This is a genomic window from Pseudomonas sp. R3-57, assembly GCF_051132065.1.
In the GTDB taxonomy this organism is placed as follows: domain Bacteria; phylum Pseudomonadota; class Gammaproteobacteria; order Pseudomonadales; family Pseudomonadaceae; genus Aquipseudomonas.
Window position 1 is genome coordinate 401,447 of sequence record NZ_CP071655.1, and the last position, 24,879, is coordinate 426,325.

Sequence of the window (24,879 nt, forward strand, 5' to 3'; positions counted from 1 at the left end):
GATGAGGTCTGTACATGAACCCTGCCATCGCAACTGCCCTGACCAATCCCGGTGCGCTGATGAAAGTGCGCAGCGTGCAGAAGCGCTTCGGCGCGTTTACCGCGCTGGATAACGTCTCCCTTGATGTCGCCGCTGGTGAACTGGTGTGCCTGCTCGGCCCGTCGGGCTGTGGCAAGACCACCTTGCTGCGCTGCATCGCCGGGCTTGAGAAGCAGGACAGCGGCGAGCTTTACCTCGGTGATCGCGACGTCTCGCACCTCGCCCCGCAAGCGCGGGACTACGGGATTCTGTTCCAGTCCTACGCGCTGTTCCCCAATCTGACCGTCGAAGCGAATATCGCCTACGGCCTCGCCGGCAGCGGTCGCGATGAAGTGCGCCGCCGCGTCGGGCAGATGCTCGAGCTGGTCGGCCTCAGCGGTAGCGAGAAAAAGTACCCCGGCCAATTGTCCGGCGGCCAGCAGCAGCGCGTTGCGCTGGCCCGCGCGCTGGCGCCGGCACCGTCACTGCTGTTGCTCGATGAACCGATGTCGGCCCTCGACGCTCGCGTTCGTGAGCATCTGTGCACCGAGCTGCGCCAACTGCAGCGCAACCTCGGCATCACCACCCTGATGGTCACGCACAATCAGGACGAAGCCATGCTGATGGCCGACCGCATCGCCGTGATGAACAACGGCCGCGTCGAGCAATACGCCACCCCGCAGGAAATCTACAACCGCCCGGCCACGCCGTTCGTGGCCGAGTTTGTCGGGCAGGGCAACTGGCTGCCGTTCCAGCGCAGCAGCGACAGCCACGCCCAGGTCGGCGGGATGAATCTGCGCCTGGCCGATGGCAGCGTGCAGAGCGCCTCGGGTCGACTGTTCTGCCGCCCGGAGGCGATCAACGTCAACCCGCCGGTGCATGAAGAAAACCTGTTCCCGGCCAAGGTCCGCGAGATCACCTTTCTCGGCAACCGCTGCCGCATGAGCTTCGAACTCGATCAATTGCCCGGCCATGCGTTGCTCGCCGAACTGCCGCCGGAAGCCATGCCGCGTCTTGGCGCCCAGCAGATCATGGTCGCCTTGCCGCCGCGCAGTCTGCAGGTGTTTGCCTGATGAACAGCAAGCTCACGCTGCCGCTACCGCACAAGCAGGTGCGCCAGTCTTCGACAGCCGAAATCGGCGATAGGATTTTTGTCGTTGGCGGCAAGATCCTCTTGCTGCTGTTGCTCGGTGTCGCGGTGCTGCTGCCGTTGCTGGCAATCTTCTGGCGTGGCTTCAGCAGCGAGGCCGGGCAGGGCGGTGGCTGGCTTGCGGCGAAAGAGTTGGTGAGCAGCGCGAATTTCCACTGGCTGCTCGGCAACAGCCTGAAGGTTTCCCTCAGTGTTGCGGCGATTGTCGTACCGCTGGCCTACCTGTTTGCCTACGCGTTGCAACGCACGCTGATTCCTGCGAAGGGCATCTGGCGTGGCATCTCGTTGCTGCCGCTGATGGCGCCGTCGATGCTGCCGGGGATTGCGCTGGTCTATCTGTTCGGTAATCAGGGCATGCTGCGCGGGCTGCTCTCGGACAACATCTACGGATTCTGGGGCATCGTGCTCGGCGAGGTGATTTACACCTTCCCGCATGCGCTGATGATTTTGCTCTCGGCGTTGTCGCTGGCCGATGCGCGCCTGTTCGACGCCGCATCGAGCATGGGCGCCAGCCCGGCCAAGGCGTTTCGCAGCATTACCTGGCCGGCGACCCGCCAAGCAGTGTTCGCCGCGTTCTGTCTGGTATTCACCCTGACCATCACCGATTTCGGTGTGCCGGTGGTGGTCGGTGGCGACTATCAAGTGCTGGCGCTGGAAGCCTACAAAGCGGTGGTCGGCCAACAGCAATTCGGGCGCGGCGCGTTGATCGGCATGGTGCTGTTGCTGCCGGCGCTGTTCAGTTTCGCTGTTGATGCCTGGCTGCGCCGTCGGCATGGCGACTCCATGAGCGGTCGCGCGCAGGTGTTCAAACCGACGCCGTCGACCCTGCGCGACGGCTGCTATCTGGCGATTGTCGTGTTGATCAGCGCAGCGTTGATTCTGGTGTTCGGCATGGCGGTGTTCTCCTCGCTGGTGAAATTCTGGCCGTACAACCTGTCGCTGTCGCTCAACCATTACCAGTTCAACGAGACCGCTGGCGGTGGCTGGCTGGCCTACGGCAACAGCTTGAAGATGGCGCTGGGTACGGCGCTGATCGGCAGTGTGCTGATCTTCACCGGCGCTTACTTGATGGAGAAAACCCGCACCCAGCGCGGCTTGAACCTGACGCTGCGCATGCTCAGTTTCGTGCCGATGGCGGTGCCGGGGCTGGTGCTCGGCCTGGGTTACGTTTTCTTCTTCAACCTCAGCGGCAACCCGTTGCACGTGCTGTACGGGACGATGACGCTGCTGATCGTCTGCACCATTGCGCACTATCTGACCACCGCACAAATGACCGCGACCACCGCGCTGCGCCAGCTCGATGCCGAGTTCGAAGCGGCGGCGCTGTCGCTGAAGGCGCCGCTGTACCGGCATTACCTGCGCGTGACCGTGCCGATCTGCCTGCCGGCGTTGCTGGACATCGTGCGCTACCTGTTCGTCTCGGCGATGACCACGGTGTCGGCGGCGATCTTCCTCTACAGCCCCGACACCATTCTCGCGGCGGTCGCGGTGCTGAACATGGACGACGCCGGCAACGTCGGCGGTGCGGCGGCGATGTCGACCCTGATTCTGTTCACCTCGGCGGGCGTGTCCTTGCTGCTGGCGTGGGCTTCGCGCGGCTTGCTGCGCCGTTCCCAGGCCTGGCGGCAAACCGCGCCCGGTCTCTGATTCCATCTGCCCTCAACTCAAAAGACAGGAAAACGATCATGTTCAAGCCTATGGCCCTGGCCGCTGCTGTGCTCGCCTCTTTCAGCCTGAATGCCTTCGCGGCGAAAACCGAGTTGACGGTGTACACCGCCCTCGAAGCCGAGCAGTTGAAGTCCTACAAGGAAGCGTTCGAGAAAGCCAACCCTGACGTCGAGATCAAATGGGTGCGCGATTCCACCGGGATCATCACCGCCAAACTCCTCGCGGAAAAGGCGCGGCCGCAGGCTGACGCGGTGTGGGGCCTTGCCGCTTCCAGCCTGGCGATTCTCGATCAGCAAGGCATGCTGCAAAGCTACGCGCCGAAGGATCTCGGCAAGATCGGCGCGAACTACCGCGACGCCGCCAATCCGCCAGCCTGGGTCGGCATGGACGTGTGGGCGGCGACGATTTGCTTCAACACCGTCGAGGCCGAGAAACAGGGTTTGACCAAGCCAGTAAGCTGGCAGGACCTGACCAAGCCTGAATACAAAGGCAAGATCGTCATGCCCAATCCGGCGTCCTCCGGCACCGGTTTCCTCGACGTCAGCGCCTGGCTGCAAACCTTCGGCGAGAAGCAGGGCTGGGCGTATATGGACGGCCTGCACCAGAACATCGGCCAGTACGTTCACTCCGGTTCCAAGCCATGCAAACTGGCGGCGGCAGGGGAATTCCCGATCGGCATTTCCTTTGAATACCCGGCCGTTCAACTGAAGCGCCAGGGCGCGCCGCTGGACATCATCCTGCCGAAGGAAGGCCTCGGCTGGGAGATCGAAGCGACGGCCGTGATCAAAGGCACGCCGCATGAAGAGGCGGCGAAGAAACTCGCCGATTTCTCCGCCAGCGCCGAGGCGATGGATCTGTACAAAGAGAACTTCGCCGTGCTCGCCCAGCCGGGGATCGCCAAGCCGCAGACCGAACTGCCCGCCGATTACGAGCAGCGTCTGATCAAGAACGACTTTGCCTGGGCCTCGAAGAATCGTGACGAGATCCTGACCGAGTGGCGCAAGCGCTATGACGGCAAGTCCGAGAAAGTGGCTGCCAAGTAAGATCTTTATCGACTGACAGGGCCTCATCGCTGGCAAGCCAGCTCCCACAGGGTTTTGCGCTGAACACGTAATTTGTGAACACCTCGATACTTGTGGGAGCTGGCTTGCCAGCGATTACGGTCGCGCATTCAGAGTGCCTCTCAATGACACACCACAAAGACCTGCTCATCGTCGGCGCCGGCATCCTCGGCCTGTCCCACGCCTACGCGGCGGCCAAGCGCGGGCTCAAAGTCGCCGTGTTCGAACGCACCGCCACGCCCCTCGGCGCCTCGGTGCGCAACTTCGGCCAGGCGCTGGTCACCGGCCAGCCGCCCGGCACCATGCTCGAACTGGCCAAGGCCAGTCGCGAGATCTGGGGCGACTGGGCGCAACTCGCCGGTCTGCAGATCAAGCGCAACGGTTCTTACCTGTTCGCCCGCAGCGAAGCCGAAGAGCATCTGCTCGAAGCGTTTTGCGCCGGTCGTGCGCAGGAACACGGCTACAACGTCGAGCTATTGCACGGCGCTGCGTTGCGTGATCTGTATGGGGGGCAGTTCAGCCATCACCGCGCCGCCCTGCATGGCCGGGACGATCAACAGCTGTATTCGCGTGAAGCAATCCCGGCGCTGATCGACTACCTGCGACGCGGCCTCGGCGTCGAGTTCCACTTCTGCACCCTGGTACGCGACGTCGAGCCAGGGCGGTTGCACAGCACCGCCGGCAGCTTTAGCGCACCGCAGATCATCGTCTGCTCCGGCCACGATTATCAGACCTTGCTCGCCGAGCCGATTGCCGCGCTCGAGCCGCAGATCTGCCGCCTGCAAATGCTCCGCGCCAAACCGCACACTGAACTGAACCTGCAACACGCCTTGCTCACCGGGCTGAGCTGCGTGCACTACGGCGCCTTCGCCGATCTGCCCGAAGCGGCAGCAGTGCAGGCACAGATCCTGCGCGAGCAACCGCATCTGCACGACAAGGGCATTCACCTGCTGATCAGCCCGACGCCGTATGGCGAACTGATCATCGGCGACTCGCACCACTACGGCAGCGATCCTTCGCCGTTCAACGCCGAGCAAGTGGATAACTGGATGCTCGAACTCGCCGAGCAGACCCTCGGTTGCAAGGTGCAAGTGGTCGAGCGCTGGCAGGGTGTCTATGGTGCTCGCGGGCCGGGGCCGTTTTCATTCCTGCGCCCGGCACCGGGCTTGAGCGTGGCGCTGATGCACACCGGCGTCGGCATGAGCGTGGGCCCGGCCATGGCCGAGCGCAACCTTGCGCAGTTGCTGGAGGGGGCATGACTCCGGAACAAGTAGTGGCGCGGGTGTTCGGCTTGTACGAACGCTTCGGCGCCAGCGATTACATCGGCGAACCGGTGTCGCAGCTTGAACACATGTCGCAAGCGGCCGAGCTGGCCATGGCTGCGGGTTGCGATGATGAAGTGGTGCTCGCGGCGTTCTTCCACGACATCGGCCATTTGTGCGCCGAGAGCGCGCAGCACATGGGCGGCTATGGCGTGGTCAGCCATGAGCGGCTGGGTGCGGATTATTTGCGTGAGGCGGGTTTCAGCGAACGGCTGGCACGGCTGGTGGAGTATCACGTTCAGGCCAAGCGTTATCTGACGCTGCGTGAACCGGGGTATTTCGAGCGCTTGAGTGAGGCTAGTCGGCGCACGCTGACGTATCAGGGCGGGGTGATGACGGAGGCTGAGGCGGATGTGTTTGCGCGGGATCCGTTGTGTGCGCTGAGCCTGCGGATGCGCCAGTGGGATGAGTTGGCGAAGGAGGTGGCGGTGCCGGTGATTGATTTGGTTGTGCTGAAAGAGAAAGCGGCGCGATTGCTGGCTGCTTAGGTCTTGGAACCGGGTTGCTGCCATCGCTGGCAAGCCAGCTCCCACAGGGATCTCGGCTGATCACAAAAATTGTATTCACCGAAAAACCTGTGGGAGCTGGCTTGCCAGCGATGTGGCCAGGCCAGGCACTAGAGCTCTTTGGCTAACGACTCAACCTGCTCCTGCCGCTCCGCCTGATTCAGCTTCGGATGCGGATTGAGCGACGACCACTGCGGATGCGCCCGGGCCTTGTTCAAGGCTTCCGGCAACTTGCCTTCGCGCCAGGTTTTATCCACAGGCGTTGCAACCTGAACCGCATCCATCGCCGCATGCCCGCGTTGATCGAGGGCCAAGACCAACTGCCGCTGCCGCAACGCCAACAGCCGCAACACGCCATCATCCACGGTCAATTCCCGCTGGCCTTTGATCTTGCCGAGCAAGCGGCTGCCATAACTGCGCGCCGTTTGCAGGGCGCCGCCGGCGATCGCCCCGGCCAGCGCCGCTGCGCCGAGGGTGATGCCGCCGACCAGCAGATCGACGCCGGCCCCGGCGGCCGCGCCTGCCGCGATCCCGCCGCCGACCCGTACGCCAAGCTGTTTCAGGGTTTCCGGGTTGAACAGGTCATCGCCCCAGCGGCCGTCGAGCAACGGCAAATCACTGGCTGCCGCGTCCTGCGTACGGAACGCGTAGAGTTTGAGCAACGCCTCGACGCATTTCTGCTCACGCTGACGGACTGCCTTGCGCAGTTCGCTGATCGCCTGCTGTTCCTGCTCCGCCTCGCTGACCACGCTGCGTCGGCAGGCGGCGCAGTCGATCAACAATTCGGCGATCAAGCGTGCAGCACTGTGCTGACGGGCGAGGCGCTGGGCCTGTTGATCAGCGATCAGTCGCTCGAGTTGCGGGCGGGCGGTTTCCAGCAGCAGCGCCAGGCTTTCATACAAGCGCCGCTCGCCATCTTCCGGCGGCGCCACGCTGTCGAAACGCACCAGCGCATGCAGGCCCAAGCGTGCCAGCGCTTCGCGCCAATCGGGTTCGCGATGGTTGGCGCTACTGACGAAATTCAGCACCGGCAGCAGCGGTTTGCCGCAACTGGCGAGCACTTCCAGCTCATCGCGGTACTTGGCCAATACCGGTTCGCGGGCATCGATCACATACAGGCCGGCGTCGGAGGCGAGCAGTTGCCGCAGCACTTTCGCTTCCTGCTCGAAACGCTGGCGCGCCTCGCTGCCATCGAGAAACCGCGCCAGCCGCGCAGGGCCGTCGAGGCGTTCGCCGGGGCGTTCCAGGCGTTCGAGAAAATCCAGCAGGGCGATGGCATCTTCCAGCCCCGGCGTGTCGTAGAGATCGAGCAGCGGTTCGCCGTCCACCGACAACCGTGCGCCTTCGACATGTCGCGTGGTGCTCGGGCGATGGGAGACTTCGCCGAAGCCGACATCGCGGGTCAGCGTGCGCAGCAGTGAGGTCTTGCCGACGTTGGTGTGGCCGACGACCGCGAGTTTCAGCGGCGCTTTACGCAGATCAATCATGGCCCGTCTCCAGCCAGTTCAGCGGCGCGCAATCGGCGAAAGGCAGCTCCAGCTGTTGCAGGGCGACATGCCAGTCGCCCAAACGATCGGCATCCAGCGCTTCGCCGGGCGGCGCTTGCAGCAGCCAGACGCGGGTGGCGCCGGCACTGCGCGCCAGCTCGGCGATCAGCGCGAGGCTGCCGCGATCCGGCGAGCGCCGTGGATCACAGGCAATTGCCAGGCGTGCCGGGGGAAAGCGGCTGAGTTGTTCGAGGAGCTTGTGCCGCGATTCGCGGCTGTCGAGGATGCCGGCGTTGCTGACGCTTTTGGGTAACGCGGGCGGCCATGGACGCTGTTCGTCGAGTTCGATGGCGACCAGCAGCGCGCCTTCGCTGGCGAGCTCGCCGACGCTGCTTTCGACGCGGTGCAGTTGCGCCGGCTCAGGGTCGTTGATGCCGAGGCGTTCGCTGGTCGGCATCAGCCGCTCGCGCAACTGCGCGTAGCCGGGCAGGTTGAGGTCCAGACGCAGCGCGGCTTTGCCGCGGTTCCAGCGCCACCAGCACAGCAGCGTCAACAGCAGGCGCGGCAGCACGCCGTAAACCACCAGCACCCCGACCAGCCAGGTCGCCCAAGCCTGTCGGGCGCTTTCGATATCCAGCGCCGCGTCGCCGCTGGCGCGAATCATCTCGACCGTCGGCACATTGAAGCCGAGCAGCGCCGGCAGGCTGCCCAAGGTCCGGGTCATGTGGATAAAGGTGTCGGCGCTGAGAATCGTGGTTTCCCAGACGAAGCCGTAGCGTCGGGTGGCCATCAGCATCAGCAGTACGACCAGGGCACTGAGCATGGCCAGCAACCATAAACCGTTGACCAGCGTGCCGAGTGCCCAGCGATTGAGTTTGCGGCGTTGCAGCAGCAACAGCAGCGCCGGCGCCAGTTGCGCGGCTTTGGCGTCGCGAGCGAGCTTTTCGCTGAGCCACAGCCACACGCGGCCCAGCGTCGCACCCTGTTCACCGGCAACCACCAGGCCCAGCGCCCAGCTCAACAGCAGAATAAAATTCAGCCCGAGCAGGCTGCCCAAGGCCCAGAAGACGTTGACCGGGGTTTGCCCCAGCGCGGCGAAGGCCAGCCCGGCGCCGCTCAACACGGCGAAAATGCTTAGCAGCACCAATGCCAGACGAGCGCCTTGCAGCCAGTGCTGGAGTGCCGGCGTCAGCCCGTCGCGGTCGGCCAACCAGCGCGCCCGGCGCTGAATGCGGCTCGGCAGATCGCCGCCACCGGTGCGCGCCAGGCGATTGGCTTCCAGGTCATCGAGGGGGCCTGCGTATTCTTCGCGCAGGCGGATGGTTTCGCTGAGCCAGAGGTTTTGCAGTGGAGTCAGTTCAGTCACGCGGCGTCCCGTCGCTTAAATGAGCGTTGAGCATAACCGCTGTGGCGCTTATCGGGGTAAGCGCGGCTCTGGTATCCTCGCCGACATGACTAAATCACTGCCCCTCAGCCTGATCGCAGCGCTCGGTGAAAACCGTGTGATCGGCGTCGACAACAGCATGCCCTGGCACCTGCCGGGGGATTTCAAATACTTCAAGGCCATGACCCTCGGCAAGCCGATCATTATGGGCCGCAAGACCTGGGATTCGCTCGGTCGACCGTTGCCGGGGCGCTTGAACATCGTCGTCAGCCGCCAAACCGATTTGTCGCTCGAAGGCGCCGAGGTCTATCCATCGCTGGACGCCGCCGTCGCTCGCGCCGAAGAATGGGCGAAAGAGCAAGGCGTCGATGAGTTGATGCTGATTGGCGGCGCGCAGTTGTATGCGCAAGGGCTGGCCCAAGCGGATCGTCTGTACCTGACCCGCGTTGCGCTGAGCCCGGAAGGGGATGCGTGGTTTCCGGAGTTTGATTTGAACCAGTGGAAGTTGGTGTCGAACGTGCCGAACGCGGCTGAGGGCGAAAAACCCGCGTACAACTTCGAGATTTGGGAGAAGGGCTAAGAGCATCGCGAGCAGGCTCACTCCTACAGGGGGAACGCATTCCAGATGTAGGAGTGAGCCTGCTCGCGATAGCGGTCTGTCAGGCGCTAATCAAGCCTGAGCGAGTTCCGCATGCTCATCGGCATCCAGCAATGCCTTGTCAGTCTGCTGCATCACCTGACTGGTAATCGCACCCGCGGTGATCGAACCACTGACATTCAACGCCGTACGGCCCATGTCGATCAACGGCTCAACCGAAATCAGCAGCGCCACCAGCGACACCGGCAAACCCATCGCCGGCAGCACGATCAGCGCGGCGAAGGTCGCGCCGCCGCCGACCCCGGCCACGCCCGCTGAACTCAAGGTCACAATCGCCACCAGCGTGGCGATCCAAAGCGGGTCGAGCGGGTTGATGCCCACGGTCGGTGCAACCATCACTGCCAGCATGGCCGGGTACAGGCCGGCGCAACCGTTCTGGCCGATGGTCGCGCCGAACGATGCAGCGAAACTCGCCACCGACGATGGAATGCCCAGGCGCCGGGTCTGCGCTTCGATGCTCAGCGGGATGGTCGCTGCGCTCGAACGGCTGGTGAACGCGAACGTCAGCACCGGCCAGATCTTGCGGAAGAACCGCAGCGGGTTGATCCCGGCCGCCGACACCAGCACGCCGTGGACCACGAACATCAGGCCCAGACCCAGGTACGACACCACGACGAAACTGCCGAGCTTGATGATGTCCTGCAGGTTGGAGCCGGCGACCACTTTGGTCATCAGCGCCAGCACGCCGTACGGGGTCAGTTTCATCACCAGCCGCACCAGCCGCATTACCCAGGCTTGCAGGGTGTCGATGGCGTTGATCACTTTCTGACCTTTTTCGACGTCGTCCTTGAGCAGTTGCAGCGCAGCCACGCCAAGGAATGCGGCGAAAATCACCACGCTGATGATCGAGGTCGGCTTGGCCCGCGCCAGATCAGCGAACGGGTTCTGCGGAATGAACGACAGCAGCAGTTGCGGCACATTCAGGTCGGCGACCTTGCCAGCGTAGTCGTTCTGAATGGTTTGCAGACGAGCCATCTCTTGCGTGCCAGCAACCAGGCCCTCGGCGGTGAGGCCGAACAGGTTGGTCAAACCGATGCCGATCAGCGCGGCAATCGCGGTGGTGAACAGCAGCGTGCCGATGGTCAGGAAGCTGATCTTGCCCAGCGACGAAGCGTTGTGCAGACGCGCCACCGCGCTGAGGATCGAGGCGAACACCAGCGGGATGACGATCATCTGCAGCAACTGCACGTAGCCGTTGCCGACCAGATCGAACCAGCCGATCGAGGCTTTCAGCACCGGGTTACCGGCGCCATAAATCGTGTGCAGCGCCACGCCGAACGCCACGCCGAGCACCAGCGCCAGCAGGACTTTTTTCGCCAGGCTCCAGGTGGTGTGGCGGGTTTGCGCCAGACCGACGAGCAGGGCGAGGAACACCAGCAGGTTGAGAATCAACGGTAGATTCATGACGACTCCAGAAAAGACTGTGCCAACAGCCATCCGGGGCTGCTGCGAACCGGCAAGCCTAACAGCTTGATTTGCAATGATTTAATACCGAAATGGCTGGGTGTCCGTCGTTTTTGGAATAAGCCCGTGTCGTTGTCGGCAATGCATCTGGCGCGATACGGACGTGTACGGTCGCAGACAGACGAGGGCTGTCACACTTATTTGTTAGCGTCGAACTCTTTCGATCGGGGAGTAGCGCTATGAGAATTGCACGCACGTTGTTGGCGGTGGCACTGGCGGCGGGCCTCGTCGGTCAGGCCTTGGCCACGGACCTCAAGCACTGGCCGGCGGATCAGGCCAAGGCATTGGATGCGATGATCGCGGCCAATGCCAATAAGGGTAACTACGCGGTGTTCGACATGGACAACACCAGTTACCGCTACGACCTCGAAGAATCCTTGCTGCCGTTCATGGAAAACAAGGGCCTGATCACCCGCGACAAACTTGATCCGTCGCTGAAACTGATGCCGTTCAAGGACACCGCCGAGCACAAGGAAAGCCTGTTCAGTTACTACTATCGCCTCTGCGAAGTCGACGACATGGTCTGCTATCCGTGGGTCGCGCAGGTGTTTTCCGGCTTCACCCTCAAGGAACTCAAGGGCTACGTCGATGAGCTGATGGCCTCGGGCAAACCGGTGCCGGCGACCTATTACGAAGGCGATGTGGTGAAGAAACTCGACGTCAACCCGCCGAAGATCTTCACTGGCCAGCAAGAGCTGTACAACAAGCTGATGGAAAACGGCATCGAGGTCTACGTGATGACCGCCGCCTCTGAAGAACTGGTGCGCATGGTCGCGGCGGATCCGAAGTACGGCTACAACGTCAAACCGCAGAACGTCATTGGCGTCAGCCTGCTGCTGAAAAACCGCGAGACGCAAGAACTGACTACTGCGCGCAAGCAGATCACCGCGGGCAAGTATGACGAGCAGGCCAACCTCGGCCTGGAGCTGACGCCGTACCTTTGGACCCCGGCAACGTGGATGGCCGGCAAGCACGCGGCGATCCTTACCTACATCAATGAATGGAAAAAACCGGTACTGGTCGGCGGCGACACCCCGACCAGCGACGGCTACATGCTGTTTCACGATGTCGACGTGGCCAAGGGCGGCATCCACTTGTGGATCAACCGCAAGGACAAGTACATGACGCAGTTGAACGGCATGATGGCCAAGCACGCTGCGGCGCAGGCCAAAGAAGGGTTGCCGGTGACGGCGGATAAAAACTGGGTGATCGTCAAACCAGAGGACATTCAATAAAAGCAGCTGATAGCGGCAAGCTACAAGCTGCAAGTAGGAGCAACGCAGCTCCTGCTTGCAGCTTGCAGCTTGGTACTTGCAGCTGTTTTAAATTTGATCGTTCCCACGCTCCGCGTGGGAATGCAGCCCGTGACGCTCCGCGTCACTGGACGCGGAGCGTCCCTTGAGGCATTCCCACGCCGGAGCGTGGGAACGATCAAGGTAGGCGCAACGCAGCTCTTGCTTGCAGCTTGCCGCTTGGTCCTTGCAGCTGTTTTGCTGTTTTAAATCCCGTCGAGCATCGCTTTGTTGCGCACTGCGCCCTTGTCGGCGCTGGTCGCCAGCAGGGCGTAGGCCTTGAGGGCGGTGGTCACTTTGCGTGGGCGCTGTTCGACCGGTTTCCAGCCTTTCTTGTCCTGCTCGGCACGGCGTGCCGCCAGTTCTTCGTCGCTGACCAACAGGTTGATCGAGCGGTTCGGAATGTCGATCAGCACTTTGTCGCCATCCTGCACCAGACCGATCGCGCCGCCGGCGGCAGCTTCTGGCGAAGCGTGACCGATGGACAGGCCTGACGTGCCGCCGGAGAAACGGCCGTCAGTGAGCAAGGCACAGGCTTTGCCCAGCCCTTTGGACTTGAGGTACGAAGTCGGGTAGAGCATTTCCTGCATGCCCGGACCGCCTTTCGGGCCTTCGTAGCGAATGATGACGATGTCGCCTTCCTTCACTTCGTCTGCGAGGATGCCGCGCACGGCGCTGTCCTGGCTTTCGAAGATCTTCGCGTTACCTTCGAAGACGTGAATCGACTCGTCGACGCCCGCGGTTTTCACCACGCAGCCGTCCTGCGCGATGTTGCCGTACAGCACGGCCAGGCCACCTTCTTTCGAGTAGGCGTGCTCGAAGCTGCGGATGCAGCCGTTTTCACGGTCGTCGTCCAGGGTTTCCCAACGGGTCGACTGGCTGAATGCGGTCTGCGTCGGAATGCCCGCAGGGCCGGCCTTGAAGAAGTGATGCACAGCCTCGTCGCTGGTCTGGGTGATGTCCCACTTGGCGATGGCTTCTTCCATGCTGCGGCTGTGCACGGTCGGCAGGTCGGTGTGCAGCAGGCCGCCACGGGCCAGCGAACCGAGGATGCTGAAAATGCCGCCGGCGCGGTGCACGTCTTCCATGTGGTACTTCTGAATGTTCGGCGCAACCTTGCACAGCTGCGGAACGCTGCGCGAGAGGCGATCGATGTCGCGCAGGTCGAAATCGATTTCGGCTTCCTGAGCGGCGGCGAGCAAGTGCAGGATGGTGTTGGTCGACCCGCCCATGGCGATGTCGAGCATCATCGCGTTCTCGAACGCCTTGAAGTTGGCGATGTTGCGCGGCAACACCGACTCGTCGTTTTCGCCGTAGTAGCGCTTGCACAGCTCGACGATGGTGCGGCCAGCCTGCAGGAACAGTTGCTCGCGATCGCTGTGGGTGGCGAGGGTCGAACCGTTACCCGGCAAGGCCAGGCCCAGTGCTTCGGTCAGGCAGTTCATCGAGTTGGCGGTGAACATGCCGGAGCACGAACCGCACGTCGGGCAGGCGCTGCGCTCGTACTCGGCGACTTTCTCGTCAGAAGCGCTGGAGTCGGCGGCGATCACCATGGCGTCGACCAGATCGAGGCCGTGGGAAGCGAGTTTGGTCTTGCCGGCTTCCATCGGGCCGCCGGAAACGAAGATCACCGGAATGTTCAGGCGCAGGGCTGCCATCAACATGCCTGGGGTGATCTTGTCGCAGTTGGAGATGCAGACGATGGCGTCGGCGCAGTGGGCGTTGACCATGTATTCGACGGAGTCGGCAATAATCTCGCGGCTCGGCAGCGAATAAAGCATGCCGTCGTGGCCCATGGCGATGCCGTCATCCACAGCAATGGTGTTGAATTCCTTTGCCACACCGCCGGCGCGTTCGATTTCGCGGGCGACCAGTTGGCCCAGATCCTTCAGGTGTACGTGACCCGGGACGAACTGGGTGAACGAGTTGGCAATGGCGATGATCGGCTTTTTGAAGTCGTCATCCTTCATCCCCGTGGCGCGCCACAGTGCGCGGGCGCCGGCCATGTTGCGGCCGTGGGTGGATGTTTTGGAACGATAATCTGGCATGGAACACTCCGGGCGGCTAATCAGGTGCTAATCAGGTGCTAAAGGGGAGTGAGCTTCTATGGACCTCTGGAACATGCGGAAATAGCCGTGTGTTTCGGAAGCTGCCGATGACGTTGCGGGATCACCGCTGGTCTCAGCCTGAGCTCATAAACCCGCCGGGGATGAATGGCGATGAATGAGGCGATTCTACACCGCTGGCGTCTGGAGGGAATGGCGCAACGTGCTGCGGTCGGTGTGGAATGACGACTGGCAGCTTCAATCGCCGCCGCTCTGCGCCAAGGCACTGGCAGCAAGGTTGCTCGCACGCCGGCTGAGCCGGTGGTTGAGCAGCAGCGCTATTGCGCTCAGCAGCACGAAGCAATAACCCAGCGTCGCTTGCAGATTGCCTGGGCTGAGGCTGATCAACGCGCTGATCAGCCCGCCGCAAATGAAGATGATCGTGCTGCCCGCCGAAGCCGAGGTACCGGCGTTGTCAGGAAACAGGCTCATGGCCCGCGATGTTGCGGCAGGGCGGGCGATGGTGGTGCCAGCGGTGCAGATCAGCATCGGAATCAGCACCGTGACCGGGGCCAGCGCATGCTCGGCGGCCAGATACAGCATTGCCAGCCCCGCCAGCAATATCAGGCCGAGCCCGGTGAATATCTGCTGCACCGGGGCGATGCGCCGGTTCAGCACCGCGGCAAGAATGCCACCGACGACATAAGCGGCACCGTATAGCAGCAGAATCAACGAAAAGTCATACGGCGCGAGCTGCAGTTGATCCATGAAGATCAGTGGTGAGATCACGATGAAAGAGAAATGGCAGGCGAAGGCAAACGCCGAGATCAGCCAGTAACCGACAAATTCAAAGTCACCCAATACGCGGCGATAGGCGCGGATGAAGCCGACCCGTGCACCACTTTCGGCCGGCCGGCTGTTTTGCAAAAACACCCAGGCCTTGACCAGCACCACGGCGGACAGCGCCGTGAACACCCAGAAACTGCCGCGCCAGCCGAGCGTAGCCTGCAGAAAGGTGCCTGCCAGCGGCGACACCGAGATGAAAATTCCGGTGGCCGTAACCATCAGGATGCGCAGCCGGTCGCGTTCAGCCCCTTCGAACAGATCCTGCACCAGCGCCTGAGACAGCACAAAGCATCCGCACCCCACTGCTTGCATGACCCGGAACACCAGGAACAGGGTGTAATCGCTGGTCATCACGCAACCGACTGCGCCGAGCATCGACACGCTCATGCCCGCCAGCAGCAAGCCCTTGCGGCCGATCACGTCGGACAGGGGGCCGATCAGCAACTGGGCAAACGCGATGCCCACCGCAAACAGGCTGATCGACAGCGCAATGTCTGCCGGTGAACGGGCAAAGTGCGCCGCCAATGCCGGAAACGAGGGCAGCAACACATCCAGCGGGAACACGCCAAGCAGCACCATCGCCAGCAACAGGCCCACCGCTGCGCGGCGCTGCCTGACGGTTACCACGGAGGTTGCCTTATGCATCGATCAGTCCTGCCCTGGCAAAAAGTGTCTGGTTATGGGGCAATGCAAAAAAACCGGCCTTGCGCAGTGCATCCAGCGTAGCGATGGCACCTGATCGCGCCCGTGCGCGATTGGCCTGCACGTTGGCCATGCCGCTGACTATTTCCATTACGTCCGTCTCGGCTATGCCCGCGCCGCGCAGGCCCTGTTGCAACCAGCGTTCGTCGGCCTCGAAAAAAATACCGATGATTTCCAGCAAGGTCCTGCTGACGAAGGTGCGCTGGCGGCTGAGCATCGACAGCCAGAGGTAATGGAACACTTCGGCGAAATAACGACTGTGGCGGGCCTCGTCGGTCAGGTGGTCGCGCAGCATGTCGCTTACGCTGGACACCAGGCTGTCGCGGCACACGTCCAGCAGCTCGCGGGCAATGATGGTTTCCGAGACGAAGCCGAGCAGAAACCATGCCAGTGGTCGGTGCTTTTCCGGAGTGCGGGCGATCAAGGCGTTGAGGCGTGCGATGCGCTTGGGCAGTGCCGGACGCCCGCTGATGCCATAGAAACCGGCGATCTGCTCAGCCAGCCGATTGGAGAACAACGCGTGGTAGCCCTCGTCGGTATAGAGCTGCAACGCCGCGTGTTTCATCGCCAGCGGCACGAAAACCGGCAACTCACGGTGCACGATCACTTCCACGGCGCGATTGACGATGCGGTGTTCGAGCAGGGTGGTGTAATCGAGAAAGTGCACCAGATGGTTGGCGGACAATCGATGCTGCACGTCGCGCCCTGCCGCCTGGATGGCCGGGTGCGCCAGATAGGGAATGAAGGCCGGGGGAAACCAGTGACGGGTTTGCAGCTGCGCGGCCACATCGTCCGGTAACAGATAGTCATGGGTACTGCTGCGCACCGAGGCGCGGCTTTCCCAATCCTTGAGGGTGAACTTCAGTGCCCATGACACGGGCGCCTCATCCGGCTCTGCAGTCGTCAGGCTCATGCTTGGCCCTCGCTCAGCAGTTGATGCATCTCGTCGCACATCGCTTGGCCGCCGCTTTGCCCACAGCCGACGAAGAACAGCGGTTGTTCGGCACTCCCCGCAAGCGAAAGCAGGGCTTCGACCTGCTGATCGGCAAACGCACCGGTCAGCCAGGTATTGAGGCCGAGCGCGGTGGCGACCAACTGGAAGGATTGCGACAGGTGGCCGGCTTCGACGAAGGCCATGCGGTAGGCCCGTGAGTGTTCGTATTTCCACCAGAGCCGGTCAAAACGCGCGGTGATGAACACACCCAAGGGCAGGTTATTGATGAAATGCTGGCCAGCGAGCAATTGGCCCAGCGCGGGTGCTGGCAAAGGATTGACCGTGCTCAGTGAATGTTCGGCCGGGTGGTAGCTGTAGACGCCCGGCTCCAGGCCATCGACGTTCTGCACCAGCAGAAAGGCTTCGCAGGCATTCAGCCCGCCAGCGGAAGGGCTGCTCCGACGGGCGCCGAGTCCGTGGGCGATGCTGTCGTCGCGGTCATGCTCGCGTTCTTCGAGATAACCGAAAGACAGATAAAGCAGCGTACCGAGATCATCCAGCGTGACCGCTGCGCCTGTGTAGGTCCGACAGGTTTTGCGCTGCAGCAGGGCGCGCATCAGGCTCTCGTCTTTCAAGGCGCGGGGCCGGGGCAGAGCAATGCGTCGGTCTGCCTTGCATCCCGGACGATCAGTCGTCGGTGGCGGTGCGGCGAGCACTTCATTGCAGTGGGCCAGATAATGTCTGGACCACTCCTGGATATTCTGTGGCGTATGTTCACAGGGAATATTCTGGGTGCCGATATGATAGATCTTCGACAGTTCGTCCCAGCCCCAGGATGAATTGTCGAGTTTTGAAATAGTTAGAATGCCTGCATTCAATAGTTGTGTGTCTATGATGTTATGCGGGTCGTACAGTTCGGGATTGTCGACTAATTGCGCAAGACGAATTGTGTAGTCCAGCTCAAGTTCATATTGAGTGTGGTCTCTATAATTCCATATGACTTGTCCGGAAGGGCGCGGCAATATGAAGAGAAAGGGATTGATGTGCATGAGGGTATTCACTCTGGGTAAAGTCAAAAGGACGCCGGGTGCCGGCACTCCCGGCGTCCTGCCTTACTTAGCGGGCTTTAGCGGCAACCAGAAAAGCCAGGTTTGCGAGTTTTTTACTTTCCAGAGAAATGCTTTTCATAATGTGAACTCCATGTTCATTGATAGTTGAAGTCACCTCGTGGTGACAACTTCATAATAGTTTGTAATGGATTATTGGCAAGCAGATATTCGGTAGGAAAATTCCAGTAATTTTGTCAGAGCTGTCTTTGTACTTAAATTAACTTGTAGGCGAAGTTTCGCTAATTGAAAGGCGAAGAGAAACGTCCTGCATGACTGGAGGAAAGTAATTGTAGGAAGTTTGCAGAACAGGTCGAAAAAAACACACCGGGCGGTGTACAAGCAAACGGGGGAGCCTGCTGGCTCCCCCGTTATCCGCGCGAATCAGCTGTTGGGCAGCAGGCGGCAGGTAATGCTCTTGATGTAGCGAGTTTCGGCGATGGCCGGGTGTACCGGGTGGTCCGGACCCTGCCCGCCACGCTCCAGCAGCTGAATGTTGCGATCCAGGTGACGGGCACTGGTCAGCAGGATGTTCTGCAGATCGTCCTCGGGCAGGTGCATCGAGCACGACGCGCTGACCAGGATGCCGTCCTTGTTGAGCAGGCGCATGGCTTGCTCGTTCAGGCGACGGTAAGCGCCTTCGCCGTTTTTCATGTCTTTCTTGCGCTTGATGAAGGCTGGCGGGTCGGCAACGATCACGTCGAAACGCTCTTCGCTGGCTTTCAGCTCTTTCAGGGCCTCGAAAACATCGCCTTCGATGCAGGTCATCTTGTCGGCGAAACCGTTCAGCGCCGCGTTACGCTCAACGCCGTCGAGGGCGAACGCCGAAGCATCGACGCAGAACACTTCGCTGGCGCCGAATGCGGCCGCTTGCACACCCCAGCCACCGATGTAGCTGTAGAGGTCGAGGACGCGTTTGCCTTTAGCGTAAGGAGCGAGGCGAGCGCGATTCATGCGGTGATCGTAGAACCAGCCGGTTTTCTGCCCCTGAATCACCGGCGCTTCGAATTTAACGCCGTTCTCTTCCAGCGCAACCCATTCCGGAACCAGACCGAACACCGTCTCGACGTAGCGGTTGAGACCTTCGGCATCACGGGCGGCGGAGTCGTTCTTGAACAGAATGCCGCTTGGCTTGAGCACTTGGGTCAGGGCGGCGATCACGTCGTCCTTGTGCGCTTCCATGGTCGCCGAAGCAATCTGCACTACAAGAATGTCGCCGAAACGGTCGACCACCAGACCCGGCAACAGGTCGGAATCGCCGTAGACCAGGCGATAGAACGGCTTGTCGAACAAACGCTCGCGCAGCGATAGTGCCACGTTCAAACGGTGCACCAGCAAGGATTTGTCCAGCGCAACCTTGATGTCGCGCGACAGCAGGCGGGCACAGATCAGGTTGTTCGGGCTCATCGCGACGATGCCCAACGGCTTGCCACCCGCAGCTTCGAGGATGGCCTGATCGCCGGCATTGAAGCCGTGCAGCGGGGTCGCGGCTACATCGATTTCGTTGCTGTAGACCCACAGGTGACCGGCGCGCAGGCGACGGTCGGCGTTGGCTTTGAGGCGCAAGCTAGGCAGGGACATGACGTCGCTCCGGAAAAAAGAGCGGGAGTATAGCGTGTTGAAGTTTGCGCAGGGCCGTGGATGCGATGAAACGCTGATGGCGCCTTCGCGAGCAGGCTCGCTCCCACATTGGTATCGCGAATACCAGTGGGAGCGAGCCTGCTCGCGAAAGGGGGGCCGGAGATTACGCAGCCAGAGCGTCGATCAAAGCCTGACTGAACGCCGGCACATCGTCCGGCTGGCGGCTGCTGATCAGCTTGCCGTCCTTGACCACTTCCTGATCAACCCAGTTGGCACCGGCATTGACCAGATCGTCCTTGAGGGTTTTGTAACTGGTCATGGTCTTGCCATCGACCAGCCCCGCGGAAATCAGCAGCCAGCCGCCATGACAGATCACCGCGATCGGCTTGCCGGCCGACGCGGCGGACTTGACCAGTTGCTGGGCATTTTCATCGATGCGGATGGTGTCCGAGTTCTGCACACCGCCGGGCAGGACCACGGCGTCGTATTGATCGATGTTGACGGCCTGGAAGGTATTGGCGACGGGGAAGTCGTCCGCCGGCTGGTCATGATTCCAGCCTTTGACCGTGCCGGATTTCGCCGAGAGGATTTCGGTCTGCGCGCCGGCCTGGTCGAGGGCGTCCTTGGGACCTGTCAGTTCCACCTGTTCGAAACCATCGGTTACCAAAAAAGCGACGCGTTTGCCGTTCAGGGAATTAGCCATCGATAAGCTCCTGAGTCTGTGGGAATTTTTCACCGCGCCGAACGTGAAAAGTGCAGCGGGCCTCACACAGTCCGAAGCCTGGGCTTGAATGAAAGTTCCGGCGATGTGCCCGTCGGTGTGTCGCCGTGCGGTTTCAGCGGTTAGAATCGCCGCCTGTCCCAGAGTGTGTACTTATGTCCCAAGAGCTGACCACCGAACAGATTCAACAATCGCTGCAAGGCATCAGTGTGCCGGCGCAACCGCAGATCATGGTGGATCTGCAAATGGAGCAATACATGCCCGACCCGGACCTGGAGGTGATCGCCAAGCTGATCTCCCAGGACCCAGGCCTGTCCGGCGCGCTGCTGAAGATCGTCAATTCGCCTTATTACGGCCTGAGCAACAAGATCACCTCGATCCAGCGCGCAGTGAACCTGCTGGGCAGCCGTTCGATCATCAACCTGATCAACGCGCAGTCGATCAAGGGCGAAATGAATGACGACACCATCGTCACCCTTAATCGTTTCTGGGACACCGCTCAGGATGTGGCGATGACCTGCCTGACCCTGGCCAAGCGCATCGGCACCCAGGCCGGCGATGAAGCCTATGCGCTGGGGCTGTTCCACGATTGTGGCGTGCCGTTGATGCTGCAGCGCTTCCCCGATTACATGACCGTACTCGAAGAGGCCTACGCCAGCGCCAGCCCGGAATGCCGGGTGGTCGACACGGAAAACCGTGTGTTCAACACCAACCATGCCGTGGTCGGTTATTACACCGCGAAATCCTGGCGGTTGCCGGAACATGTCAGCGCAGCCATCGCCAATCACCACAACGCTTTGGCGATTTTCAGCGACGAGTCGTCGAAGAACAGTCAGCTGAAAAACCTCCTGGCGATTCTGAAAATGGCCGAAAACATCTGCGCGTCGTACCGGGTGCTGGGCAACCAGACCGAAGACTTCGAGTGGAACGCCGTCGGCCCGCTGGTGCTCGACTACGTCGGTCTATCGGATTACGACTTCGAAACCCTCAAGCAAACGATCCGCGACCTCGGCGCGCATTGATTCGAGGACAGCATGCCTGAACTGCCGGAAGTCGAAACCACCCGCCGCGGCATTGCCCCGCATCTGGAAGGCCAGCGCGTCAGCCGGGTGATCGTGCGGGATCGGCGGCTACGCTGGCCGATCCCCGAAGACCTCGACGTGCGCCTGTCGGGACAGCGCATCGTGCTGGTCGAGCGCCGCGCCAAGTACCTGTTGATCAATGCCGAGGTCGGCACGCTGATCAGCCATCTGGGCATGTCGGGCAATCTACGTCTGGTCGAATCCGGGTTGCCGGCGCTCAAGCACGAGCACGTCGACATCGAGCTGGAGTCGGGGCTGGCGCTGCGCTACACCGATCCGCGGCGTTTCGGTGCGATGTTGTGGAGCAGCGATCCGCTCAACCATGAATTGCTGATTCGCCTCGGGCCGGAACCGCTGACCGATCTGTTCGATGGCGAGCGGTTGTTTCAGCCGTCGCGCGGGCGGGCGATGGCGGTCAAGCCGTTCATCATGGACAACGCCGTGGTGGTCGGGGTCGGCAATATCTACGCGACCGAAGCGCTGTTTGCCGCCGGGATCGACCCGCGTCGCGCGGCCGGCGGAATTTCCCGAGGGCGCTATCTGAAGCTGGCGATCGAGATCAAACGCATCCTCGCCGCAGCGATCGAGCGCGGCGGCACCACATTGCGTGATTTCATCGGCGGCGACGGGCAGCCGGGGTATTTCCAGCAGGAGCTGTTTGTCTACGGCCGCGGCGGTGAACACTGCAAGATCTGCGGCACCGGCCTGCGTGAGGTGAAGCTTGGGCAGCGCGCCAGTGTGTTCTGCCCGCGCTGCCAGACCTGAAAAAATCCTTGGGTCTATAGTGAGAAGTCTCACTGCTCAGCCCGAAGGATCGCGCCATGAAATGCCTGCAAGTCCTCTTCGTCACGCTGCTGTTGTGTTCCAGTCTGGTTGCCCGGGCCTCGGAAAACGGCAGCGGTGATCCGCGCTACACCATCCAGAACCCACCGGCCTACGCCATGCTCGGCGATCTGCTGATCGCTCGGCCGTTATTGGTCGTGGCGACGGTGATCGGGGCCGGGGCATTTGTCGTGTCGTTACCGTTCACCGCGCTGGGCGGCGGGGTCGGCGATGCGGGGCAGGCGCTGGTGGTCGACCCGGCGAAGGCGGCGTTTGTGCGCTGTCTGGGGTGTACGGGGGAGGGGTTTGAGCAGCGCGAGTGAGCTGATCAGATTTCAGCAGTGTGGCTGATGGCCCTATCGCGAGCAGGCTCACTCCTACAGTTGAAATACGTTCCAATGTAGGAGTGAGCTTGCTCGCGATGGCGTCGGTACAGGCACTGAAAAATCAGGCCTTGCCCGTGATCTTGCGGTACTTCTCCATCAACTGCTCTTCAGTCTCCGGATGGGCTTCGTCCAGCGGAATGCAATCCACCGGGCAGACCTGCTGGCACTGCGGTTCGTCGTAGTGGCCGACGCACTGGGTGCACAGGTTGGGGTCGATCACGTAGATCTCTTCGCCTTGGGAGATGGCGGCGTTCGGGCACTCGGGTTCGCAGACGTCGCAGTTGATGCAATCGTCGGTGATGATCAGGGACATGCTAACTCCAGCCGGGGCGGCAGGCCCGGGCGCTATAAATCAATGCGCGCAATTGTGCCGCATTGGCGCCCGCAGTGCACGCGGGCGCCGTTTGAACGGTCGTTACTTTTTAAAGCGCAGGGTCAGCGCATCGGCCACGGCCGGGTGGACGAACTTGCTGATATCGCCGCCCAGCGCGGCAATTTCCCGTACCAGCGTCGAGGAAATGAACGAATAGCGTTCCGACGGCGTGAGGAACAGACTCTCCACATCCGGCGCCAGCTGGCGGTTCATGTTGGCCAGCTGGAATTCGTATTCGAAGTCCGACACCGCGCGCAAACCACGCAGGAACACATTGGCGTTCTGCTCTTTAGCGAAATGCGCCAGCAGCGTCGAGAAACCGACCACTTCCACGTTCGGCAAGTGCCGGGTGACTTCGCGCGCCAGTTCCACGCGCTGTTCCAGCGGGAACAGCGGGTTCTTTTTCGGGCTGGCGGCGACAGCAATGATCACATGGTCGAACAGGCGCGAGGCGCGTTCGACCAGATCGCCATGGCCCTTGGTAATAGGGTCGAAGGTACCTGGGTACAACACTCGGTTCATCGCGTCGTCCTGGCGGGAGTCCGTTGGGGAGTCGGATGGTATCGCAGCCTAACCGGTCGGCCAAGTCGCGTGTTGGGTAAGAACGCACTATAGACGCCGGCAATCATCGGTTTTTTCATGGGTTTCTCAGCCGATCGGCGAGGGACGTCGCGAGTTGCGCGGTCAGGCCATACACCGACAGTTGCGGGTTGGCGCCAATGCTGGTGGGGAACAGCGAGCCGTCGTGAATCGACAGATTGGCCAATTGGTGATGGCGCCCGAGACTGTCGGTCACCGCGCTTTTGACATCCTCACCCATGGCGCAGCCGCCCATCACATGGGCGCTGCCCAGGCGCGTGCGATACAGCTCAAGGCTCAGCCCGTCGATCAGGCTGCGCGCTTCAGCCAGGGTGTTCACGTAGCGGGCGTCGGCATGCATCGGCATCACCGATTTCGCGCCACCGGCGAACTGGATTTCCGCCATGACGTGAAAGGCCCGGCGCAGACCGTCCCAGGCGTAGGGCGAAACCTGATAGTCGAGCACCGGCGAACCGTCGCCGCGCAGTTCGACCGCGCCACCAGTGCTGTCCGGGTGAAAACCGTCGCGCAGCAAGGCGAGCATGGCGTGGGTGTGCGGCAGATCGGCCATGTGCTGCGCATTTTCCGCACCGAAGCCGCCGAGCAAGGTCGCCGCCAGCGCCGGGTGCAGTGGCGGCACTTCGAGTTTGAAGGCCATCGGCCCGGTGGTGCCGTCCTTCCATTGGAAATGGTCGGAATAAATCGACTGCGGCGCGCCGTAGAACGGGTTGATGACTTCGTCAAAGCGCGCGGCGGACATGTTCACCGGGTGCAGGAACGTACGCTTGCCAAGATTCTCATACGGGTCCGGCGCGTCCGAACGCAGCAGCAGCGCCGGGCTGTTGATGCCGCCGCCCGCCAGCACGTAATGCCGCGCCTGAACGGTGATGCGCCGACCGGTCGGCTCGACGCAGCGCTCGTCCATGGCCACGCATTGCAGACCGGCCACCTTGTCGCCGTTGATCAGCAGTTTCTCGGCGCGCGCCAGATACAGCAGCTCGCCACCCTTTTCCAACGTCGCCGGAATGGTCGTGACCAGCATCGATTGCTTGGCATTGGCCGGGCAGCCCATGCCGCAATAACCCAGATTCCAGCAGCCGCGCACGTTGCGCGGGATCACATGCCAGCTGTAGCCGAGCTGTTCGCAGCCTTTGCGGATCACGTCATTATTGGCATTCGGCGGCACCCGCCATGGCGCGACGCCGAGACGCTGCTCCATTTTTTCGAACCACGGTGCCATTTCGGCCGGGCTGTGGCCTTTGACGTTGTGTTCCCGAGCCCAGTGTTCGAGGGTCGGATCGGGAGTGCGGAAGCTCGAAGTCCAATTGATCAGCGTCGTGCCGCCGACCGCGCGGCCTTGCAGGATGGTGATCGCACCGTCCTTGCTCATGCGCCCGATGCCTTCCTGATAGAGGCTGCAGTAGGCCTGGGCCTCAAGCAGTTTGAAGTCGGAGCTGGTTTTCAGCGGGCCTTCTTCGATCAGCAGGACTTTGTAGCCGGCCGCGCTGAGAATTTCCGCAGTGGTACCGCCGCCAGCGCCGCTGCCGATGATCGCTACGTCGGCTTCAAGGGTCAGGTCGTCGGTCAGTTGCGAACCGTTGTAGGTTTTCCAGCCGCGGGCGAGGCCTTCGCGGAAAGGATCGGGTACGGGCATCGGTCGGGCTCTCTTTTATTATTCTTGGATGCAAGGTG

At 61.8% G+C, this 24,879-nt stretch carries 22 protein-coding genes; 10 read left to right on the forward strand and 12 right to left on the reverse strand.

From position 1 onward, the window contains the following. Positions 1-14 precede the first annotated feature (14 nt). The 5 genes from J3P93_RS01825 to J3P93_RS01845 all read left to right on the forward strand — a co-directional run bounded on the left by J3P93_RS01825 (position 15) and on the right by J3P93_RS01845 (position 5,707). The gene (locus tag J3P93_RS01825) at positions 15-1,091 is read left to right on the forward strand and encodes a putative 2-aminoethylphosphonate ABC transporter ATP-binding protein (protein WP_434594601.1); all 1,077 of its coding nucleotides are present in this window, start codon (positions 15-17) and stop codon (positions 1,089-1,091) included. Further along, positions 1,091-2,815 carry a putative 2-aminoethylphosphonate ABC transporter permease subunit gene (locus J3P93_RS01830; protein WP_434594604.1) on the forward strand — a complete coding sequence of 575 codons (1,725 nt, stop codon included), beginning with the start codon at positions 1,091-1,093 and terminating at the stop codon, positions 2,813-2,815. The genes J3P93_RS01825 and J3P93_RS01830 overlap by 1 nt, the downstream gene beginning before the upstream one ends. Before the next feature lie 38 nt (positions 2,816-2,853). Then, the gene (locus tag J3P93_RS01835; protein ID WP_093097383.1) at positions 2,854-3,879 is read left to right on the forward strand and encodes a putative 2-aminoethylphosphonate ABC transporter substrate-binding protein; all 1,026 of its coding nucleotides are present in this window, start codon (positions 2,854-2,856) and stop codon (positions 3,877-3,879) included. 143 nt (positions 3,880-4,022) lie between these two features. Beyond that, positions 4,023-5,156 (forward strand): TIGR03364 family FAD-dependent oxidoreductase, encoded by a 1,134-nt coding sequence (locus tag J3P93_RS01840; protein ID WP_434594607.1) that lies wholly within the window; start codon positions 4,023-4,025, stop codon positions 5,154-5,156. Next, a complete protein-coding gene (locus J3P93_RS01845; RefSeq protein ID WP_434594610.1) occupies positions 5,153-5,707 on the forward strand; it encodes a phosphonate degradation HD-domain oxygenase in 555 nt (184 codons plus the stop codon). Before J3P93_RS01840 ends, J3P93_RS01845 begins: the two co-directional genes overlap by 4 nt. A gap of 128 nt (positions 5,708-5,835) precedes the next feature. Here J3P93_RS01845 and J3P93_RS01850 read toward each other — a convergent pair whose 3' ends face one another. Then, positions 5,836-7,212: a GTPase/DUF3482 domain-containing protein gene (locus J3P93_RS01850; protein WP_434594613.1), complete on the reverse strand. Its 1,377-nt coding sequence runs from the start codon at positions 7,210-7,212 to the stop codon at positions 5,836-5,838. Next, positions 7,205-8,578, reverse strand: coding sequence for a DUF2868 domain-containing protein (locus J3P93_RS01855; protein ID WP_434594615.1), 1,374 nt, complete (start codon positions 8,576-8,578; stop codon positions 7,205-7,207). The genes J3P93_RS01850 and J3P93_RS01855 overlap by 8 nt, the downstream gene beginning before the upstream one ends. A gap of 85 nt (positions 8,579-8,663) precedes the next feature. On the opposite strand from J3P93_RS01855, the gene J3P93_RS01860 reads away from it, so the two are divergent. Next, on the forward strand, positions 8,664-9,176 hold the full coding sequence (locus J3P93_RS01860; RefSeq protein ID WP_434594618.1) for a dihydrofolate reductase: 513 nt from the start codon (positions 8,664-8,666) through the stop codon (positions 9,174-9,176). Positions 9,177-9,266: 90 nt separating this feature from the next. On the opposite strand, the gene J3P93_RS01865 is transcribed toward J3P93_RS01860, so the two are convergent. After that, positions 9,267-10,658, reverse strand: coding sequence for an L-cystine transporter (locus tag J3P93_RS01865; protein ID WP_208939379.1), 1,392 nt, complete (start codon positions 10,656-10,658; stop codon positions 9,267-9,269). Between the two features lie 239 nt (positions 10,659-10,897). Here J3P93_RS01865 and J3P93_RS01870 point away from each other — a divergent pair, with 239 nt between their 5' ends. Then, positions 10,898-11,953 (forward strand): haloacid dehalogenase-like hydrolase, encoded by a 1,056-nt coding sequence (locus J3P93_RS01870; protein ID WP_434594621.1) that lies wholly within the window; start codon positions 10,898-10,900, stop codon positions 11,951-11,953. A 263-nt stretch (positions 11,954-12,216) separates the two neighbouring features. Here the strand turns inward: J3P93_RS01870 and ilvD are convergent, their stop codons facing one another. The 6 genes from ilvD to J3P93_RS01900 all read right to left on the reverse strand — a co-directional run bounded on the left by ilvD (position 12,217) and on the right by J3P93_RS01900 (position 19,927). Further along, positions 12,217-14,058 carry a dihydroxy-acid dehydratase gene (gene ilvD, locus J3P93_RS01875; RefSeq protein ID WP_332764446.1) on the reverse strand — a complete coding sequence of 614 codons (1,842 nt, stop codon included), beginning with the start codon at positions 14,056-14,058 and terminating at the stop codon, positions 12,217-12,219. Between the two features lie 255 nt (positions 14,059-14,313). After that, positions 14,314-15,546 (reverse strand): MFS transporter, encoded by a 1,233-nt coding sequence (locus tag J3P93_RS01880; RefSeq protein WP_434594624.1) that lies wholly within the window; start codon positions 15,544-15,546, stop codon positions 14,314-14,316. Then, a complete protein-coding gene (locus J3P93_RS01885) occupies positions 15,539-16,516 on the reverse strand; it encodes a diiron oxygenase (protein ID WP_434594627.1) in 978 nt (325 codons plus the stop codon). The genes J3P93_RS01880 and J3P93_RS01885 overlap by 8 nt, the downstream gene beginning before the upstream one ends. Further along, a complete protein-coding gene (locus tag J3P93_RS01890; protein WP_434594630.1) occupies positions 16,513-17,586 on the reverse strand; it encodes a SagB family peptide dehydrogenase in 1,074 nt (357 codons plus the stop codon). Before J3P93_RS01890 ends, J3P93_RS01885 begins: the two co-directional genes overlap by 4 nt. A 441-nt stretch (positions 17,587-18,027) precedes the next feature. After that, the gene (locus tag J3P93_RS01895; protein ID WP_093429813.1) at positions 18,028-19,224 is read right to left on the reverse strand and encodes a class I SAM-dependent rRNA methyltransferase; all 1,197 of its coding nucleotides are present in this window, start codon (positions 19,222-19,224) and stop codon (positions 18,028-18,030) included. Between the two features lie 163 nt (positions 19,225-19,387). Continuing rightward, positions 19,388-19,927 carry a type 1 glutamine amidotransferase domain-containing protein gene (locus tag J3P93_RS01900; protein ID WP_434594633.1) on the reverse strand — a complete coding sequence of 180 codons (540 nt, stop codon included), beginning with the start codon at positions 19,925-19,927 and terminating at the stop codon, positions 19,388-19,390. 227 nt (positions 19,928-20,154) lie between these two features. On the opposite strand from J3P93_RS01900, the gene J3P93_RS01905 reads away from it, so the two are divergent. Genes J3P93_RS01905 through J3P93_RS01915 form a run of 3 tightly spaced genes read left to right on the forward strand, consistent with a single transcriptional unit; the run spans position 20,155 to position 22,172 of the window. Continuing rightward, positions 20,155-20,967, forward strand: a complete 813-nt coding sequence (locus tag J3P93_RS01905) for an HDOD domain-containing protein (protein WP_167359941.1) — start codon at positions 20,155-20,157, stop codon at positions 20,965-20,967. A 12-nt stretch (positions 20,968-20,979) separates the two neighbouring features. Beyond that, entirely contained in the window at positions 20,980-21,792 is an 813-nt protein-coding gene (mutM, locus tag J3P93_RS01910; RefSeq protein WP_434594636.1) for a bifunctional DNA-formamidopyrimidine glycosylase/DNA-(apurinic or apyrimidinic site) lyase, read from the forward strand. 56 nt (positions 21,793-21,848) lie between these two features. Next, on the forward strand, positions 21,849-22,172 hold the full coding sequence (locus tag J3P93_RS01915; protein WP_258451259.1) for a multidrug transporter: 324 nt from the start codon (positions 21,849-21,851) through the stop codon (positions 22,170-22,172). Between the two features lie 124 nt (positions 22,173-22,296). Here the strand turns inward: J3P93_RS01915 and J3P93_RS01920 are convergent, their stop codons facing one another. From J3P93_RS01920 to J3P93_RS01930, 3 genes are all read right to left on the reverse strand, one after another. Continuing rightward, on the reverse strand, positions 22,297-22,548 hold the full coding sequence (locus J3P93_RS01920; protein ID WP_003195146.1) for a YfhL family 4Fe-4S dicluster ferredoxin: 252 nt from the start codon (positions 22,546-22,548) through the stop codon (positions 22,297-22,299). 102 nt (positions 22,549-22,650) lie between these two features. After that, on the reverse strand, positions 22,651-23,130 hold the full coding sequence (gene coaD, locus J3P93_RS01925; RefSeq protein WP_042606545.1) for a pantetheine-phosphate adenylyltransferase: 480 nt from the start codon (positions 23,128-23,130) through the stop codon (positions 22,651-22,653). A gap of 115 nt (positions 23,131-23,245) precedes the next feature. After that, a complete protein-coding gene (locus J3P93_RS01930) occupies positions 23,246-24,841 on the reverse strand; it encodes a GMC family oxidoreductase N-terminal domain-containing protein (RefSeq protein ID WP_434594640.1) in 1,596 nt (531 codons plus the stop codon). Positions 24,842-24,879 lie beyond the last annotated feature (38 nt).

Excerpts from the sequence above, each read along its gene's own strand:
- mutM (WP_434594636.1), top strand. The coding sequence starts at position 20,980 with ATGCCTGAACTGCCGGAAGTCGAAACCACCCGCCGCGGCATTGCCCCG.
- J3P93_RS01830 (WP_434594604.1), top strand. The coding sequence starts at position 1,091 with ATGAACAGCAAGCTCACGCTGCCGCTACCGCACAAGCAGGTGCGCCAG.
- J3P93_RS01920 (WP_003195146.1), bottom strand. The coding sequence starts at position 22,548 with ATGTCCCTGATCATCACCGACGATTGCATCAACTGCGACGTCTGCGAA.
- J3P93_RS01895 (WP_093429813.1), bottom strand. The coding sequence starts at position 19,224 with ATGTCCCTGCCTAGCTTGCGCCTCAAAGCCAACGCCGACCGTCGCCTG.
- J3P93_RS01870 (WP_434594621.1), top strand. The coding sequence starts at position 10,898 with ATGAGAATTGCACGCACGTTGTTGGCGGTGGCACTGGCGGCGGGCCTC.
- J3P93_RS01825 (WP_434594601.1), top strand. The coding sequence starts at position 15 with ATGAACCCTGCCATCGCAACTGCCCTGACCAATCCCGGTGCGCTGATG.
- J3P93_RS01860 (WP_434594618.1), top strand. The coding sequence starts at position 8,664 with ATGACTAAATCACTGCCCCTCAGCCTGATCGCAGCGCTCGGTGAAAAC.
- J3P93_RS01890 (WP_434594630.1), bottom strand. The coding sequence starts at position 17,586 with ATGCACATCAATCCCTTTCTCTTCATATTGCCGCGCCCTTCCGGACAA.
- J3P93_RS01900 (WP_434594633.1), bottom strand. The coding sequence starts at position 19,927 with ATGGCTAATTCCCTGAACGGCAAACGCGTCGCTTTTTTGGTAACCGAT.
- ilvD (WP_332764446.1), bottom strand. The coding sequence starts at position 14,058 with ATGCCAGATTATCGTTCCAAAACATCCACCCACGGCCGCAACATGGCC.
- J3P93_RS01850 (WP_434594613.1), bottom strand. The coding sequence starts at position 7,212 with ATGATTGATCTGCGTAAAGCGCCGCTGAAACTCGCGGTCGTCGGCCAC.
- J3P93_RS01840 (WP_434594607.1), top strand. The coding sequence starts at position 4,023 with ATGACACACCACAAAGACCTGCTCATCGTCGGCGCCGGCATCCTCGGC.
- J3P93_RS01885 (WP_434594627.1), bottom strand. The coding sequence starts at position 16,516 with ATGAGCCTGACGACTGCAGAGCCGGATGAGGCGCCCGTGTCATGGGCA.
- J3P93_RS01865 (WP_208939379.1), bottom strand. The coding sequence starts at position 10,658 with ATGAATCTACCGTTGATTCTCAACCTGCTGGTGTTCCTCGCCCTGCTC.
- J3P93_RS01845 (WP_434594610.1), top strand. The coding sequence starts at position 5,153 with ATGACTCCGGAACAAGTAGTGGCGCGGGTGTTCGGCTTGTACGAACGC.
- J3P93_RS01835 (WP_093097383.1), top strand. The coding sequence starts at position 2,854 with ATGTTCAAGCCTATGGCCCTGGCCGCTGCTGTGCTCGCCTCTTTCAGC.
- coaD (WP_042606545.1), bottom strand. The coding sequence starts at position 23,130 with ATGAACCGAGTGTTGTACCCAGGTACCTTCGACCCTATTACCAAGGGC.
- J3P93_RS01915 (WP_258451259.1), top strand. The coding sequence starts at position 21,849 with ATGAAATGCCTGCAAGTCCTCTTCGTCACGCTGCTGTTGTGTTCCAGT.
- J3P93_RS01930 (WP_434594640.1), bottom strand. The coding sequence starts at position 24,841 with ATGCCCGTACCCGATCCTTTCCGCGAAGGCCTCGCCCGCGGCTGGAAA.
- J3P93_RS01880 (WP_434594624.1), bottom strand. The coding sequence starts at position 15,546 with ATGCATAAGGCAACCTCCGTGGTAACCGTCAGGCAGCGCCGCGCAGCG.